The organism is Nostoc sp. KVJ20, assembly GCF_001712795.1.
Lineage (GTDB): Bacteria > Cyanobacteriota > Cyanobacteriia > Cyanobacteriales > Nostocaceae > Nostoc.
In genome coordinates this window covers 36,219-51,899 of sequence record NZ_KV757626.1, presented here as the reverse complement: position 1 = coordinate 51,899, position 15,681 = coordinate 36,219, and the positions used below count along the sequence as shown (strand labels likewise).

Below are 15,681 nucleotides of genomic sequence, written 5' to 3'. Positions count from 1 at the left end.
AACTACAAACATAATTTTTGGCTTTGTATTTTTAAACACTAGTTACCAATAAACAACAGATTTAATTTTTACCAATTTTACATATCCACATATTCTGAAACAAACCTAAATATATTCATTTAGGAAGATTTTCTAAATCTCATTGTCTGTTTTAATAGGTCGAGTGTTCCGTTGAGGTTAATTTCAGAATGATGGGAAAATCTCTGACCATGATTGGTACAGCTCTATCTTTGGCGCTCACCGCTAACATTGCTGTAGCCGAATCCAGTAAATCCCCCATAGCTCAATCCAGTAGCGATTCATCCACTAGTGCACCAACGGAAATCAAGATGTCGCCAGAAGGGATGAAAATTCTTTGCCAGAATTTCCCCCTTAACTCTCGGTGTGCCGGCGGCACAGCAGTCACCCCTAGCGCTCCTGGTAGCACTACAGTACCAGCAGAAACTACGCCATCAGATACCACCACTCCTGATAGCACAACTACACCAGAAGGTGTTACCCCTCCTGAAGATGCTCCTAGCAACTTGACTCCAGCGCCAGGAAGTGTCACTCCTCCTGAAGGCGCTCCTAGCAACTTGACCCCAGCACCAGGAAGTGTCACTCCTCCTGAAGGTGCTCCTAGCAACTTGACCCCAGCACCAGGAAGTGTCACTCCTCCTGAAGGTGCTCCTAGCAACTTGACTCCAGCACCAGGAAGTGTCACCCCTCCTGAAGCCGCTCCTGGCAGCACTACCGAACCAGGTCTCTCTCCCAGTACTCCTGGCTCTAGTTCACCAAATACTCCTGCAACAGGTAATTAAATTAACAGCTGGGGCATAATCTGAGTACTATTTTGCCATCAGCGATCGCAGGTGCATCTTTCTTGACTTCTTACGCCAGTCATGCAACCAGGTGTAAGATGACAAATAAAAACAGCTGAAACCATACATATCCAGTCTTCGCATATAAGACTGACTAAGGGTTTCAGTAATAACAAGCCTGGGATTAATCACCCCAGGCTTAATAGTTTAATGCGATCTGCCATTTGAAGTCGGTGTTTTTTGCAACGAAGCAATTAACAGGCAAACAATACCAATACTAATAAATGAATCTGCCACATTAAATACAGCAAAGTTAATCAGGCGAAAATCAAGGAAATCAACGACATAGCCTAAAACAAAACGATCAATACCGTTGCCCATAGCTCCACCTAAAATCAAGCCATAGCCCAACTGATCCCACAAATTTAATGCTGGGCCAAACAACGCCAACCCTATCAATACTAAACTCACTCCTAGAGATAGCCAGCGCAACCACTCTACTTTCCCACTTAATAAACTAAAGGCGGCACCAGTGTTAGTGACATAGGTGAAGTGAAATATCCCAGGTAAGAGTGGTAGTGTCTGCCCTAAGCTAAAGGTTTGCACTACCCAGTATTTTGTTATCTGGTCTAAGAAAAAAGCGATGAAGGCAGCGATCCAGAAAAGACGATTTTTTAAACGCATGGCGAATTAGTCATTGGTCGTTGGTCATTGGTCATTGGTCATTGGTCATTGGTCATGAGCTTTTGACAAATGACAAAAGACGAAGGACAATAAACTAATAAAACATTAAGTGACGCAGTATATATGCTATTACAGTAACCGCACAGACCACAGTTAGTTGACCTGGTAGTGCAAACCAGGAGTATCTGAGGATTGCTTGCATCAAGGTTAAGTTTTCAGTGCCTTTCCACTGAAAAAAATAGCTAATAATCAAATAAGTAATACCGCAGATGTGGAGAGTTAACAAGCCACAGACGCAACTAAAGGCAAGAGTTTCTAGTCGAGGTCTAGCTTTAAAGGCAACTAAGCCACAAATCCAAGCTCCAGGAATAAAACCTAGTAGATAGCCAAACTGAGATAGTTTGATATAACCAATACCACCCCCATCGGCAAATACAGGTAATAATGTTAACCCCATGACTAAGTAGGCAATTTGCGAGAGCGCACCAGCATTTTTGCCCCCTAAACAGCCCACCAACAATACTGCGCCAATTTGAAAAGTGACACCTAAAGAAAAAGTCTGAATTCCGTGCTGACTCCAAGTCCAAGGTAAGGTGATGCCATAAGCTTCTAGAAAAGTGCCACCCATTGTCAGGAGTAAGCCAATCATAGACCATAGTAATTGATTGGAAGCAGCAAACATTTATCAGGCAACCAGGAAAAGGCAAAAGGGCAAACCAACAGCAACCAGTATAAACATTAATATATAAACTCTCCCACCTTAGCTATGCCTATAACTGCTATAGGATTACTATTTGATTATGGTCTGTTTATTTACGCTGTACTGTACTAGTAAGTCTGTCAAATTCATTTTGACGGTTAGAGACGCGATAAATCGCCGTCTCTATAGGGAATTTATCTGTCAATTAGTTCTTGCCACGCCACTACGTGTATTTCAAAAATCAAATAATATTAGTCCTATAGTAGTCCCATAGCTTGCTTAAGAGTAGGAGTACACAGAACCTAAAGGAGAGGTCTGGGTTCCCATTTCGATACGGAATATCCTACATTAAAGCTGCTTCTTGATTGATAATTGATTGCTACTGTGTAGCAGTAAATTTATTTAAGAATGTGCGAATTCAAAAAAATATTAAAAATGTACCGAAATTATTTATCTAGTTAGTAGCAACTAGTGGTATAATTTGTATCAAGCTATCAAATAATATGTTTTTTGACGTGTGCTTTTAGTAACTTGAAGTTTTAAAAATTATAAGTATGTATTAGTGTTCATTTAACCATTTCTTAACCTTCCTCTTACTCTAGAGTGCTAATGTTCATACTGTTAATCCATAGCATCATTCTATAAAGATCCTTATGTTCTCTTCAAAGGTGCGGTTGGTTGCTCCCCTAGTTGCTCTAGCAATTGGTATTAGCTCTTGCGGCGATAACAATCAAGCTTCTAACAACTCTAGTCCAGCTGATGGCGGCGCTACCCCAGCCACCAATACAGCAGCCGGATCAAATTTATCTGGAAAAGTCCAGATTGATGGTTCTAGTACCGTCTATCCTATTTCTGAGGCGATGGCAGAAGAGTTTCAAAAGGCTAATCCTGGAGTGCAAGTTACTGTGGCTTCCTCTGGTACGGGTGGCGGCTTCAAGAAATTCTGTGCGGGTGAAACTGATATTTCTAATGCTTCCCGCCCCATTAAGCCGGAAGAAGTGGAACTCTGTAAGAAAGGCAACATTGAGTACATTGAATTGCCCATTGCTTACGATGGTCTTTCCGTAGTAGTTAACCCCCAAAACAACTTTGCAAGTTGCCTCAAAGTTGATGAACTAAAGAAAATGTGGGAACCTGGGGCACAAGGCAAAATCACCCAATGGAACCAAATTAACCCTCAATTCCCTGCACAGAAAATAGGTTTGTACGGCCCTGGTACTGACTCTGGTACTTACGACTATTTCACTCAAGCAGTCGTTGGTAAAGAAGGGGAAAGCCGAGGGGATTTTACTGCTAGTGAAGATGACAACACTCTGGTACAGGGTGTAAGTGCTGACCAAGGCGGTTTGGCTTTCTTCGGCTATGCATATTACGAAAATAACAAAGAGAAGTTAAAGCTGGTTGGCATTGATGCTGGTAAGGGCTGTGTTCAGCCTAGTCCACAAACCATCGGCGATGGTACTTACCAGCCGCTTGCTCGTCCAGAGTTTATCTACGTTAAGAAAACTGCGGCGACTCGTCCTGAAGTCAAGGCTTTTGTTGATTTCAATTATGCTCCGGCAAACCAAAAGCTAGTTACAGAAGTGGGCTATGTGCCTTTACCTAGCGATTTACTCACTGAAGTTCAGGGACGCTTCAATAGTGGGAAAGTAGGCTCCGTTTTTGAGGGTAAGGGTTCTCAAGTGGGCGTTACTCTGAAAGACCTTCTCAAGCAAGAAAAGTAAGAGTTATCCACTAATTGCTTTTTTGAGGAGTTTATCTGCACAATTTGCACTAAGCCCTAGTAGCTGGAAGTGGTAGATTGTAAAAAAAGTCTGCTTATACTTACTTCATTCAAGGTTTATAGTCTTGAAAGTAAGCTTTATTTCTAGTACTAGGGCAGTTCTCATAGAATGGTAGTGTGTCCATAAATACAAAAGGAGTTTTAATTTATGAGGTTGTCCGCAAATGACTTCCAACCCGTTATCTAATCAACCAAGTAATTCCAACTTATGGCAGCCCAATCGGGCTTTGAGTAAACGGGTGGAAACTGGCGTCAGAGCGCTGTTTGCCTTGTTTGCTTTTGTCTCGGTTGTAACTACAATTGGCATTGTCTTAACGCTGATTTTTGAGACTGTTGAATTTTTTCAAGAAGTTTCGATTTGGCAGTTTTTAACAGACACACAATGGACTCCACTGTTTACTAATAAGCAGTTTGGAATCATGGTGCTAATTAGCGCCACATTGCTTATATCTGTAATTGCGATCGCAGTAGCATTACCACTAGGATTGTTAGCTGCTATCTGCTTAAGTGAATATGCTCCAGCAAAACTTCGCAAATGGCTAAAGCCTGCCCTAGAAATATTGGCAGGGGTACCAACCGTTGTGTTTGGTTATTTTGCACTATTCACAGTTACACCCTTCCTCCAATCATTTATCCCAGGGATGCAGGGATTCAATGCTTTGAGCGCAGGTATAGTGCTGGGAATTTCGATTATTCCTTTGGTAGCTTCTTTGAGTGAAGACGCTCTTTATTCCGTTCCCCGTAGTTTGCGAGAAGGTGCTTATGCATTGGGATCAACTAAGCGGGAAACCATTATTTCAGTAGTGTTACCAGCGGCTTTATCGGGGATAGTAGCTTCTTTTATCTTGGCTATTTCCCGCGCTATTGGTGAAACAATGATTGTTACCATCGCGGCTGGTCAAAATCCTCAGTTGGGTTTAAATCCGCTAATTCCAATTCAGACAATGACAGCATACATTGTCCAAGTAAGTAAAGGAGACACACCAGCAGGCTCACTAGCCTATAAAACTATTTTTGCGGTGGGTATGACTTTGTTTCTTATTACCTTAGCCCTGAATATTTTTAGTTACTGGTTTGTTCGTCGCTTCCGGGAGAAATACGAATGACAAAGAGCAATACTCAGTTTACAAATTTGTCTGACTCTGGGGAAAATAAGAATTTTGATCTCTCGATCAATAAGCGCTACAACCTTGACAAAATTTTTGCGATCGCTACTTGGACTGCAACCTCCTTTGCATTGCTAGTGTTAGTTGTTTTGCTCATAGATGTTTTAACTGACGGTGTTGGCCGCTTGAATTGGTCTTTTCTTACCAGTTTTTCATCTCGCCGTGCCTCCTCTTCTGGAGTATTGGCTCCCTTAGTTGGCAGTATTTGGCTGTTGGTAATAACTGCTTTAATTTCCTTTCCCTTAGGAGTAGGCGCAGGTATTTTCTTAGAAGAGTATGCCAAGGACAACTGGTTTACTCGGTTAATTGAAATTAATATTGCAAATTTAGCCGCAGTCCCATCAATTATTTATGGCTTGTTGGGCTTGCAAGTTTTTGTGCGGGTGATGGAACCAATCACCAGGGGACGCACGGTGTTAGCTGGTGCTTTAACCTTGAGTTTGTTGATTCTACCAATTATCATTATTACTACTCGTGAAGCGCTGCGTGCTGTTCCTGATAGTTTACGGCAAGCAGGTTTTGCCCTTGGTGCTAATAGGTGGCAAATCATCCGAGAACAAATTTTTCCTATTGCTTTACCAGGAATCCTGACCGGTACAATTCTCGCACTCTCACGAGCGATTGGTGAGACGGCTCCGTTGATTGTAATTGGGGCTGTTGGTTTTATTACTTTCTTACCCCAGCTTTCTCCCCAAGGTTTGCAAAGTTCTTTCACAGCACTACCAATTCAAATTTTTGATTGGGTTTCTCGTCCTCAAGTAGAGTTTCACCAAAATGCTGCTGCTGGCATTATTGTTTTGATGATCGTGCTGCTATTGATGAATTCAACAGCAATATTTTTACGCAATAAATTCCAGCAGTCACGCTAAACAAATCAACCTCATTATAAATGTAGATTTTCAGGATTTATCTGAAACTTTTGTATGGTATCAAGTTCAAGAATCGCTACTTCCGAGAGCATTTTACAAGCCGAGCAATTATCTGTTTTCTATGGTAATTTCAAAGCAGTTCGTGATGTTAACCTAAACATCGGCAAAAACAAAATTACAGCTTTTATTGGCCCTTCTGGATGCGGTAAAAGCACTGTACTAAGGTGTTTTAACCGTTTGAATGACTTGATTCCTGGCGCACATATTGAAGGAAGAATTACCTTCGGTGAAACCGATATTTATGACAAAAGAATTGACACAGTAGAATTACGCCGTCGGGTTGGTATGGTTTTTCAGAAGCCTAATCCTTTTCCCAAGTCAATTTATGAAAATATCGCCTTTGGAGCCAGGATTAATGGTTATAAAGGTGATATGGATGAATTGGTAGAACGGAGTTTGCGGCAAGCTGCTTTATGGGATGAAGTTAAGCATAAACTAAAGCAAAGTGGTCTATCTATATCTGGTGGCCAACAACAGCGTTTATGCATTGCTCGCGCTCTCGCAATTCAGCCAGAAGTTTTGTTAATGGATGAACCATGTTCCGCGCTTGATCCAATTTCAACTTTGCGCGTTGAAGAATTACTCCAAGAACTGAAGTCGCAATATACCATTATTATCGTCACCCACAATATGCAACAAGCCGCGCGGGTGTCGGATATGACAGCCTTTTTCAATGCTCAGGCGACAGAAACGGGCAGCAAAATGGGATATCTTGTCGAATACAACTATACAGAGAATATTTTCAACAATCCTCAGCAGGAAGATACACGAGATTACGTCAGTGGTAAGTTTGGGTAATTTGATAAATATTTTACATCGTTGATGCTGGAGCAATGAGGGATAATCGGAAAGTAAAGCTGTGCGATATTCCTCTAGTTTTTTCATTTGTTTGTCAAGGTTAGCGTAGGCGTAGCCCGCCGCAGGCATCGCTTCATTAAACCTCTTACAAAAAATGTGTTACAGTTGTAAGCCTAAAAAACTTCAGGTTAACTAGCTTTGTGAAGGTCATAATTATAAATCCCAACAATTAAGTGATAAAGTAATCCAAAGCATTTTCTACAATTGTGATAGCCTTGACTGAAAATCCGAATCTCCATGCTTTCTGAAGTCTATTACTTGGTGCGTTCAAAAACTGACGGTAATTATCTCATTGCTCGTCCTGATGCCGAAAAATCAGGTTACTTATTGCTGTTTCAGGAAAACTTTGATGCCCTAAGCTATCTCAATACCCATGCAGCAGAAGTAGCAAATCGCTTTGCTGTGGAATCTATTGCGCGTACACAGTTGGGAAACTTGCTCAAACGTTGGGGTTTTAGCGGTGTGGGTGTTGTAACTGACCCGTTATTGCCCAAAGTTGAGTTTTTACAGCACAGTTAACTAATTCGTAATTCGTAATGACGCTCGTGGACTCGCTACCGCTGCGCTAACGTAATTCGTAATGACGCTCTCTACGAGACGCTAAAAGCGTAGCTTGCAACTCTTACAGAGTGCGCGGACTCGCTAACGTAATTCGTAATTTGTGTTAAGTGAATAATTGAGCGATCGCACAAGTAAAATTAGGCAATATGGGTGAAGTCAATTCATCACCATTGAATAACGTAGCAACTAACTTTAAACTCGCTTGTTCGCGTCGATATACTTCCACTTGTTGCTTACGCCAATCTACAATCCAATATTCTCTGACACCTCGTGACGAGTAGAGCTTAAGTTTTAGTTCTCTGTCGCGCTTTTCATTTTCACTACCAGCGGATAACACCTCTACAGCCAGTTCTGGCGCACCAGTCAAATGCCCTGCCTCATCCAAAAGTAGGGGCAATCTCTCATTGCTAGCCCAGACGACATCGGGAATCACATTATCATTATCGCCAAAAATTATTCCTGGAGCAGTCACAACTTCTCCCAGACCATTAGTTTGTGACCAATTATCTAAGGAAGTGCTAATTCTGACACAAGTTTTTTGATGCTTCCAGTGAGGCGCTCTGGTCACAAACAAGTCTCCGTCAATAATTTCATAGCGATTCCCGTTATCTGGAAACAATTCTAAGTCGGCGGTAGTCCAGCGCACTCTCTCGGATATCGGCTGGTTCATAAATCATCTCTGTGAGGGGATTTACCTATTTTAGCCTGAGTGGAAATGGGACATTTTAGTTGCACTCCCATAATCTACCATCGTTATTACCCTTTGTGCCAATCCTGCGAGGAGGGGGAGAGGTATCAGTTGTGCAACGCGCATTGCAAGTGCTACGAGCAGATGTACAGTTAAACCAATTAGAATCATTGCTGGCATTTTTTGCTAGCTTTGTGTTAGACACGCCTTTAGTTCAACAAATCATGAGGTTGGATATGGCAGTATTGCGAGAATCGCCTTGGTATCAGGAAATTGAGCAAAGAGGTATTCAGCAAGGTGTTCAACAGGGTGCGCGACAGCAGTTAATCCGAGTATTGCGACGGCGCTTTGGTGAAATTTCTCAAGAGGTAGAAGCAAGACTTGAGGGTGAAAGTGTGGAACAATTAGAAAATTTAATGGATAGCGCGATCGCTGTGAGTTCTTTAAACGAATTTGTGGTAATTTTGTTTAGATAAATTCAATCATTTCCCAAATAAGCCTCAATTACAGCTGAGTTATTTCTGACTACAGATGGTTCACCCAATGCAATCAATTGACCAAAATCCAATACCGCAATGCGATCGCACAAACCCATAACTAAGGGTACATGATGTTCTATGAGGATAATCGTCAAATTGAAGCGATCGCGTAGACTACGGATAAATTCACTCAATTGCTGCTTCTCGTTGGGATTCATCCCCGCCGCAGGTTCGTCGAGAAGTAAGATTTGTGGTTGTAATGCTAAAGCACGGGCAATTTCCAGCCGACGCTGATCACCGTAGGCAAAATTTTTGGCTTTTTCGTCAGCGCGATCGCTCAATCCCACTAAATCTAATAAATCTAAAGCTTTCTGCTTAGTTTTAAGTTCTTCACTAGGCGCTGGTGGTAATCCCAAAACACCTGTAATCATATTACTTTTAGTGTGCAAATGCCGAGCAATAATTACATTTTCTAACGCCGATAATTCCCCAAATAAGCGGATATTTTGGAATGTACGGGCGATACCTAAAGCAGCAATTTGATCGGGACGCAGTTGAGAAACTTCTGCACCTTGATAAATTAATTTACCGCTAGAAGGTGGAATGAAGGCAGTAATTAAATTAAACAGTGTTGTTTTGCCAGCACCATTAGGGCCAATCAGTCCAAAAATCTCATGTTGATTTACACTAAAAGATACATTATTTACCGCTACTAAACCACCAAAGCGGCGAGTCAATGCTCTTGCTTCTAAGACAATACTGCTGTTAGCTTCTGAAATAGTGTATGACATTTTTGCATATTATTTACGAATGGTTCACTTTTGGCTTTTACGTCTTTTAAAAATATCTGGAGTAATTAGCCCTTGGGGGAAAAAGATTGTACCTATTACTATTAGTAAGCCAAAAATAATTAATCTCCCATCTCGTAAAAATTGTGCTAGCCAAGTAGGCAAACCACCAGTATCAGCGAGACTTCGCAGAATTTCTGGTAAGGCTGTAAATACCATACCTCCGACTACAGGCCCTAAAAAACTTCTCGAACCACCAATTAAAACAAAAGTTAAATATATAATACTGGCATCAAAAGTACCTTGACGAGCATTCCAGGTATTAAGGAAGTGAGCGCTAATTGCACCTACAACCCCTGCAAGCATAGCTCCTAACGTAAACGCCAAAACTTTGTAATAAGTGGGATTAATTCCCATTGCACCCGCAGCTAATTCATCTTCACGGATAGCAATAAAAGCCCTGCCTACGCGGATACGTTCTAAACGATAAAGCAACACCATACTAATTAATAATAAGGGCAAAGCAATCCATAAATATTCAAGTTGTGTTTGGAAAGGTTGAGGAATACCAAAAATTCCAACAGCACCACCTGTAATATCTAAATTGAGGGAGATGACGCGCAGAACTTCCACAAAAGCGATAGTTGCGATCGCTAAATAAATTCCTCGCAACCTCAATGCTGGAATTCCCACTAATACACCCAGTAAACCAGAAATTATCGCAGCAATTAACATCTCCAATAACAACAACGGAATCGGAAATAAACTACTGCTAGATGTCAAAACTTTTGTGGATAAAATTGCTGCAATATACCCACCTAAAGCATAAAATCCTGGACTAGCTAAAGACAATTGCCCTGTCATTAGCGGTAAGTAAAGCGATAACCCTAGTAACGCCCCCAATACCATAGAGACAATCAAAGAAGCGTAAGTAGCGAAGAAATCAGCCATTTTATTTAATATATTTTGATTAAGCTTAATCAAATTATCGCTTTTATCAACTCTTAAGCTGTTAATATTTGCTCTGCTGTCAGTGCTAGTTCAGGAAAAGTTCGTGACACAATTAGTTCTGAACCTCTAAAGTGTGTGCATTGGTATTTACCCTCATCATCTAATAGAAAAACAAACACAGCCGGAACTTTTGGATTTCCTAAATACTCTCTTAGTCCAATTGCCAAATAATCTACAATCCAATATTCTTTAATACCTAAGCGTTGATATTCATCTAATTTATCAATATAGTCATCTTCCCAATTAGTTGATGTCACTTCTACAGCTAATTGGATAGGTTCTTCAAGTGCAGCATAAGCAGAACGATTTGAGCGCCATTGATCTTTATCTATGACACTTACATCGGGCTTACGCCCTTGTTCTATGCCATTAACGGTTATAGTTTTAAAGACTGCTGTGTTATTAACTACATAATTTAAGTTTTGTCGCCTAATTTCGTCATTGAAACCAAATAATAAAAAATTAGCGACATCATCATGATTTCTCGTTGCACGCACTTCTACAATTTCTCCATCTACAAGTTCATATAAACCTTCCTCTGGACACTGTTCTAAAAATTGATCAAAAGTTAATTTTTGTTTGGTGTATGTTTTCATAACGCTACGTCTCTTTAAACTTTCTGGATAAATCTTCGTCCTAGTAAACCTTGGGGTCTAACTAATAGCATGATAAACAAAATTCCAAAGGCTACTGCGTCTTTATATCCAGAGAATTCAGCAGGGACAAACGCTTCCACTAATCCAATTACCAAACCTCCCACCACCGCACCAGGAATACTACCTAAACCACCTAAGACAATTACTGCTAAACCCCGCAACCCAAAAGCAATGCCGAAATATGGCCCTGCAATACTAACACTAGAGGCGACTAAAGTTCCTGCTAATCCTGCTAAAAAACTGCTGATGAAGAATGTTAGGATGATAAAGCGATCGCTATTAATTCCTAACAAACTAGCTGTAGTTGGATCTTCTGCGATCGCTTGCATTGCCTTACCATATTTAGTCCGATTGATAAAATAGGTAAGAATTGCCACAATCACCACTGAGACAGTAAAAATTACTACCTGAACACTGCGAATCGGAATTGGGTTTTCTGGACTACCAAAGTTAATCGCAGGTGGCAAATTACCGTAACTATTGGCTGGATATGTGTAACTTTCTGCACCTACTAAATATTGGATTAAATTCACAATTACCACTGCTACCCCCAAACTGGAAACAACAGTTAGTAAAGGATCAGATCCTTGACGGCGCAGAGGTTGAAAAGCAACCCGTTCCATCACTACCCCTACTAATCCCGCCAAGGTACTTCCTAAAATCAAGGCTATAGCAAATGGTAATTGTATCGGCAAGGCTGCATTAGCTAATAAGCCATTAAATCCAAAACTGCCACCCATGAGTGCATAAGTGAAATATGCACCCAATGTAAAAATCGCGCCATGAGCTAAATTAATGATGCCCAAAATGGAATAAACCAAGGTATATCCCAAGGCAAAAATCGCATAGACGCTGCCGATGGATAAACCATTTAATAATTGCTGCAAAAACAGATTGATATTCATGTAGCAACTATTTTAAAAATGTAAATTTACCTTGGCTTCCGTCTTTTTCCATCTTTATTTGGGCTACATAGAAATCTTTTTGCACAACTTCACCTATGGGAGTAAAACCAATTTCACCTAATGGTGTATTGTATGTTCCGCTAAGTATCTGTTTGTTTAACTCTGTCCGCAATTCTGGTAGCTGTAATTTGTTAACTTTGCTCTTTTTATCTAAAGCTTGGAGTGCTTCGACATAAACCTGCACTGCTGCAAAAGCTTGGGCGCTAAATTGGGGTGGTTCTTTTTTGTATTCGTCAGTATAGGCTTTACGAAATGCCGCGTTAACTTCACCTGGATGTTCTGGACTGTAGGCTTGAGCAATCAAAACTCCATCACAAAGTGCCTTGCAAACTGACAATATATTCGATGTATTTAAACCATTTCCACCGACAATTAAGCCTTTGTAACCTAGTTCCCGCAATTGTCGGACTAAATTCCCACCATCAGCAGCCAAACCAGAAATAATGATCAAATCTGGTTTGAGATTAATTGCATTGGTAGCTTGACTTTGAAAATCTGTATCGCTGGTTTGGAACTTTTGTACTGTTACCAATTCCAGCCCTTGATCCTTAACTGTTTGTTGAAAAATTTCCGTTTCTGACTTGCTAAATGCATCATTTTGAGCATAGAAAACTGCAACCTTTTTAACTTGGGGATTTTGCTTAAGCGCAGCTTTCACCGAATTAGGCGCTACGATGGAAACTGGTGCAGAAACACGAGCAATGTAATCACCAATTTCGGGAATATTGTTAGCAGTATTTGATGGCCCAATAACTGGTACTTTTGCACGCTCGGCAATAGGGCCAGCACTAAAAGCTTGCTGTGACAAAGTTGGGCCCACAATTCCAATAACTTTATCTTTGTTAATTAAAGTTTGAAAAGCGTTAATTGTCCCTGCTTCATCACCGCTAGTATCTTGAAACACTAATTTAATTGGTGTCCCATTGACACCACCTTTACTATTAAAATACTTTTCGGCAAGTTTGGCTCCAGCAACTTGCTCTTGACCTAGTAATGCCACATTGCTAGTTTGGGCAACAGCAATACCGATGGGAATAGCACCCGACAATGTACCCGTTGTCGCTGCGGTATCTGTTGCAGTGTTATTTGTGGTAGCATTTGGAGAATTTGTCACCGCCACAGGTTCACCACCGCCACCACAGCCTGCTAATAGGAAAGCACAAGTTGATAATAATGCTGTTGTTCGAGCGATCGCGTTATTCATCGTTAAATAGTCATGTAGTTATTAGATATTCGGCAAAAGTCAATACTAAAGTTCATAATCTGCAAACAAAATGACGCAGATTTCCACTTTTGCACGAATTATATTAAATCATTCTTATTTGACCATGCAAAGACAAATATTCAAAGTGTTTGTAAATACAAATTATTATAAATATGAACAATATTATCATTCCCCAGTTCTATTTGGGAATGTGCTGTAAAGTTGCTTTGTCAGGACTCTAAGCCCTTTTTTCACTATCAGCTAATCCTTTGGGTTCGTAGTGACGACAACCATTACAGGGGCCTTCGGGATTGACAGCACAACGCATGTAACCAGAACGGGCATTAAATTTGCAGCTGATATCGCCGATCAGGTAACCTACCCCTTCTAAATAATAGCGATCGCTCTCAACCGGTCTAAAGTTTTGTTGTCCCTGCACTGTTGGAAAATTCATGGCTGCTTGTCTGAGCCGTAGGCGCGATCGCAAATGGGTTTTGCGGATCACCCACAGGGAAATCAGGGACGGTAAAAAACCAACGGCAATCACTAAAAGTGTCTTTAACACCTTCTTTTTACCTCTTCTGTGCGCTGATTGATTGTCCCTGATGTTACACTCTGGTTTTACGGAAGTGCAAATCTTAGGGCAGTTTTGCCTCATTGCCACTAAATATGGTTGCAATGAGCAATGGCAGCATGGTATGCAATTTTGAGCAAGAAGTTCCTTCTGCCACTTCAATCAGCATAACTGTTACAACCTCAAGGGTGAAATGCCGTTGAATGTTGTTGAAGAAGAATTCAGAAGTCAGAATGGGCTAAACCTTAGCTATCCGCTAACAGAAGTCAGAATCAAGACGCTCTCTACGAGAGGCTAAAAGCGCAGTGTGTCGCAGACAAGCCATGCCAGAAGGCTTTATGCTGCGCTATCCACGAATTGCACGAATACCTTTCCTGACTCCTGAATTCTGTTTCGATAATTTTAAGATTTGTTGACTAATACCTTTTGAACAAGCGTTTTGTATGATTTTCGCTCTTGTTTTTTCTGTGTCGCTGCGATGCTAATCTTTTTTTGGTTTGATGACGAAGTTGCTGTGCTAGCAGTGCGGCTTCCCTTTCGGCTCGGAATAAATCAACTCTTCGCGTTGTCAGAATAAAAGATTTGTCAGGCTTTCGTTTTACCCAAGGGACGCTAACTGCGAAATACTGGCAAATATTTTTGCATTGCTCCTTCTTGAAGAATGGGGAACCTTTTTGAGTATTCAGTGTATTAGCGATCGCTTTCAACTCGAATATCGCTGCTTCTAACTCTCCTGCCATCTGATTGATACGTTCAACTTGTGCAATCAAACGCTCTCCTTCGCTGATGATTTTTTCCTTTTGGGGTCGCAGTGGCACTATAGCAGTAGTTACAGATGTAGGCTGCAACAGCGAAACTTTCAGCAAAATGGGCTTTTTGTCCGTATCTTGGATTTTTTTCATACTACCTCAAGCAAGGCTAGCTGACTTGTAAGGCATTTTAGCAGCAATTTAGTACATTTGTACTAAGTAAAAATATATTTATTTTGAACATCAGTGGTCGCTAAGTACTGTATCCTCTGAAATGCCTTTAACGAACTTTGGGGGTTTGAGTCCCCAGCAAGATAGGCAGCACGTTTTGTGTCAGGGTTAAATCCCCGTTACAAAACATCATTGCGTTAGCGTAGCGGTAGCGAGTCCGCGATAGCGTTAGCGTAGCGTCTCGTAGAGAAGCGGGGCGTTAGCAAGAGTGCAAATTGCGAATTTTTTTAATCACATCCCTTATGAGATTGAGAATATATGAAATAGCTGATACCGAAGAAATGATGAAATTGTTCTACGACACTGTTCATGAAGTAAATATTCATGATTACACAGCAGAACAAGTAGATGCTTGGGCACCAGCAAACATGGATATTGAAGTTTGGATTAAAAGTTTAGCAAATAAGTTTACTTATATAGCAGAAGAAGATGGCAAAATTATTGGTTTTGGAGAATTAGAGGCTAATGGTCATATTGACCGTTTTTATTGTCACAAAGATTTTCAAAGGAAAGGTGTTGGTAAGAAAATCTTAGAACAGATTGAATTAAAAGCGAAGTCTTTAGGGGTTGAAAAGTTATTTACAGAAGTCAGTATTACAGCTAAACCTTTTTTTGAAAGGCAGGGATTTATTGTTATAAAAAAGCAAGAGGTTGAGCGTAGAGGACAAAAGTTTATAAACTTTGTCATGGAAAAGCATATCAAAGCAGGATAATAATCTGTTGAATGCTAGCGAAACAATCAATCTTAAACTCAAGACTAGTTACAGCACAATCCCAACAAAGTGTAAGCAATACGCATCACGATGTTAGATACTAAGAAACTATACTCAAACCCCAAAGATTGAGCAGTCTTTA

17 protein-coding genes and 1 pseudogene are annotated in these 15,681 nt (G+C 40.7%); 8 read left to right on the top strand and 10 right to left on the bottom strand.

The features are described from left to right. Positions 1-188 precede the first annotated feature (188 nt). Positions 189-800: a hypothetical protein gene (locus tag A4S05_RS17670; RefSeq protein ID WP_069071107.1), complete on the top strand. Its 612-nt coding sequence runs from the start codon at positions 189-191 to the stop codon at positions 798-800. A 207-nt stretch (positions 801-1,007) separates the two neighbouring features. On the opposite strand, the gene lspA is transcribed toward A4S05_RS17670, so the two are convergent. Further along, positions 1,008-1,484 (bottom strand): signal peptidase II, encoded by a 477-nt coding sequence (gene lspA, locus A4S05_RS17665; protein WP_069071106.1) that lies wholly within the window; start codon positions 1,482-1,484, stop codon positions 1,008-1,010. Positions 1,485-1,578: 94 nt separating this feature from the next. Beyond that, on the bottom strand, positions 1,579-2,166 hold the full coding sequence (locus A4S05_RS17660; RefSeq protein WP_069071105.1) for a biotin transporter BioY: 588 nt from the start codon (positions 2,164-2,166) through the stop codon (positions 1,579-1,581). A 671-nt stretch (positions 2,167-2,837) separates the two neighbouring features. Here A4S05_RS17660 and A4S05_RS17655 point away from each other — a divergent pair. The 5 genes from A4S05_RS17655 to A4S05_RS17635 all read left to right on the top strand — a co-directional run bounded on the left by A4S05_RS17655 (position 2,838) and on the right by A4S05_RS17635 (position 7,439). Then, positions 2,838-3,908, top strand: coding sequence for a PstS family phosphate ABC transporter substrate-binding protein (locus tag A4S05_RS17655; RefSeq protein WP_069071104.1), 1,071 nt, complete (start codon positions 2,838-2,840; stop codon positions 3,906-3,908). Between the two features lie 223 nt (positions 3,909-4,131). After that, positions 4,132-5,073 (top strand): phosphate ABC transporter permease subunit PstC, encoded by a 942-nt coding sequence (gene pstC, locus A4S05_RS17650; protein ID WP_069071103.1) that lies wholly within the window; start codon positions 4,132-4,134, stop codon positions 5,071-5,073. Continuing rightward, positions 5,070-6,002: a phosphate ABC transporter permease PstA gene (gene pstA / locus A4S05_RS17645; protein WP_084227146.1), complete on the top strand. Its 933-nt coding sequence runs from the start codon at positions 5,070-5,072 to the stop codon at positions 6,000-6,002. Before pstC ends, pstA begins: the two co-directional genes overlap by 4 nt. Positions 6,003-6,056: 54 nt before the next feature. Next, positions 6,057-6,860: a phosphate ABC transporter ATP-binding protein PstB gene (pstB, locus tag A4S05_RS17640; RefSeq protein WP_069071102.1), complete on the top strand. Its 804-nt coding sequence runs from the start codon at positions 6,057-6,059 to the stop codon at positions 6,858-6,860. Positions 6,861-7,157: 297 nt separating this feature from the next. Next, positions 7,158-7,439, top strand: a complete 282-nt coding sequence (locus A4S05_RS17635) for a hypothetical protein (protein ID WP_069071101.1) — start codon at positions 7,158-7,160, stop codon at positions 7,437-7,439. 145 nt (positions 7,440-7,584) lie between these two features. Here A4S05_RS17635 and A4S05_RS17630 read toward each other — a convergent pair whose 3' ends face one another. Continuing rightward, positions 7,585-8,151 (bottom strand): Uma2 family endonuclease, encoded by a 567-nt coding sequence (locus A4S05_RS17630; RefSeq protein ID WP_069071100.1) that lies wholly within the window; start codon positions 8,149-8,151, stop codon positions 7,585-7,587. A 74-nt stretch (positions 8,152-8,225) separates the two neighbouring features. On the opposite strand from A4S05_RS17630, the pseudogene A4S05_RS39005 reads away from it, so the two are divergent. Further along, positions 8,226-8,645 (top strand): annotated as a pseudogene (locus A4S05_RS39005) (DUF4351 domain-containing protein); the annotation flags it as partial. A 2-nt stretch (positions 8,646-8,647) separates the two neighbouring features. On the opposite strand, the gene A4S05_RS17620 reads toward A4S05_RS39005, so the two are convergent. The 7 genes from A4S05_RS17620 to A4S05_RS17590 form a co-directional block, all read right to left on the bottom strand. Beyond that, positions 8,648-9,439 (bottom strand): ABC transporter ATP-binding protein, encoded by a 792-nt coding sequence (locus A4S05_RS17620; protein ID WP_069071099.1) that lies wholly within the window; start codon positions 9,437-9,439, stop codon positions 8,648-8,650. A gap of 24 nt (positions 9,440-9,463) precedes the next feature. Beyond that, positions 9,464-10,387, bottom strand: coding sequence for a branched-chain amino acid ABC transporter permease (locus A4S05_RS17615; RefSeq protein ID WP_069071098.1), 924 nt, complete (start codon positions 10,385-10,387; stop codon positions 9,464-9,466). 53 nt (positions 10,388-10,440) lie between these two features. Next, positions 10,441-11,043: a Uma2 family endonuclease gene (locus tag A4S05_RS17610; protein WP_069071097.1), complete on the bottom strand. Its 603-nt coding sequence runs from the start codon at positions 11,041-11,043 to the stop codon at positions 10,441-10,443. Between the two features lie 14 nt (positions 11,044-11,057). Beyond that, a complete protein-coding gene (locus A4S05_RS17605; protein ID WP_069071096.1) occupies positions 11,058-12,008 on the bottom strand; it encodes a branched-chain amino acid ABC transporter permease in 951 nt (316 codons plus the stop codon). Between the two features lie 7 nt (positions 12,009-12,015). Further along, on the bottom strand, positions 12,016-13,272 hold the full coding sequence (locus A4S05_RS17600; RefSeq protein ID WP_069071095.1) for an ABC transporter substrate-binding protein: 1,257 nt from the start codon (positions 13,270-13,272) through the stop codon (positions 12,016-12,018). 238 nt (positions 13,273-13,510) lie between these two features. Further along, positions 13,511-13,837, bottom strand: coding sequence for a DUF6464 family protein (locus A4S05_RS17595; RefSeq protein ID WP_069071094.1), 327 nt, complete (start codon positions 13,835-13,837; stop codon positions 13,511-13,513). Positions 13,838-14,262: 425 nt separating this feature from the next. Further along, complete coding sequence (locus A4S05_RS17590; RefSeq protein ID WP_069071093.1) at positions 14,263-14,748, bottom strand: hypothetical protein; 486 nt, start codon at positions 14,746-14,748, stop codon at positions 14,263-14,265. 320 nt (positions 14,749-15,068) lie between these two features. Between A4S05_RS17590 and A4S05_RS17585 the strand changes: the two genes are divergently transcribed. Further along, positions 15,069-15,539 (top strand): GNAT family N-acetyltransferase, encoded by a 471-nt coding sequence (locus A4S05_RS17585; RefSeq protein ID WP_069071092.1) that lies wholly within the window; start codon positions 15,069-15,071, stop codon positions 15,537-15,539. Positions 15,540-15,681 lie beyond the last annotated feature (142 nt).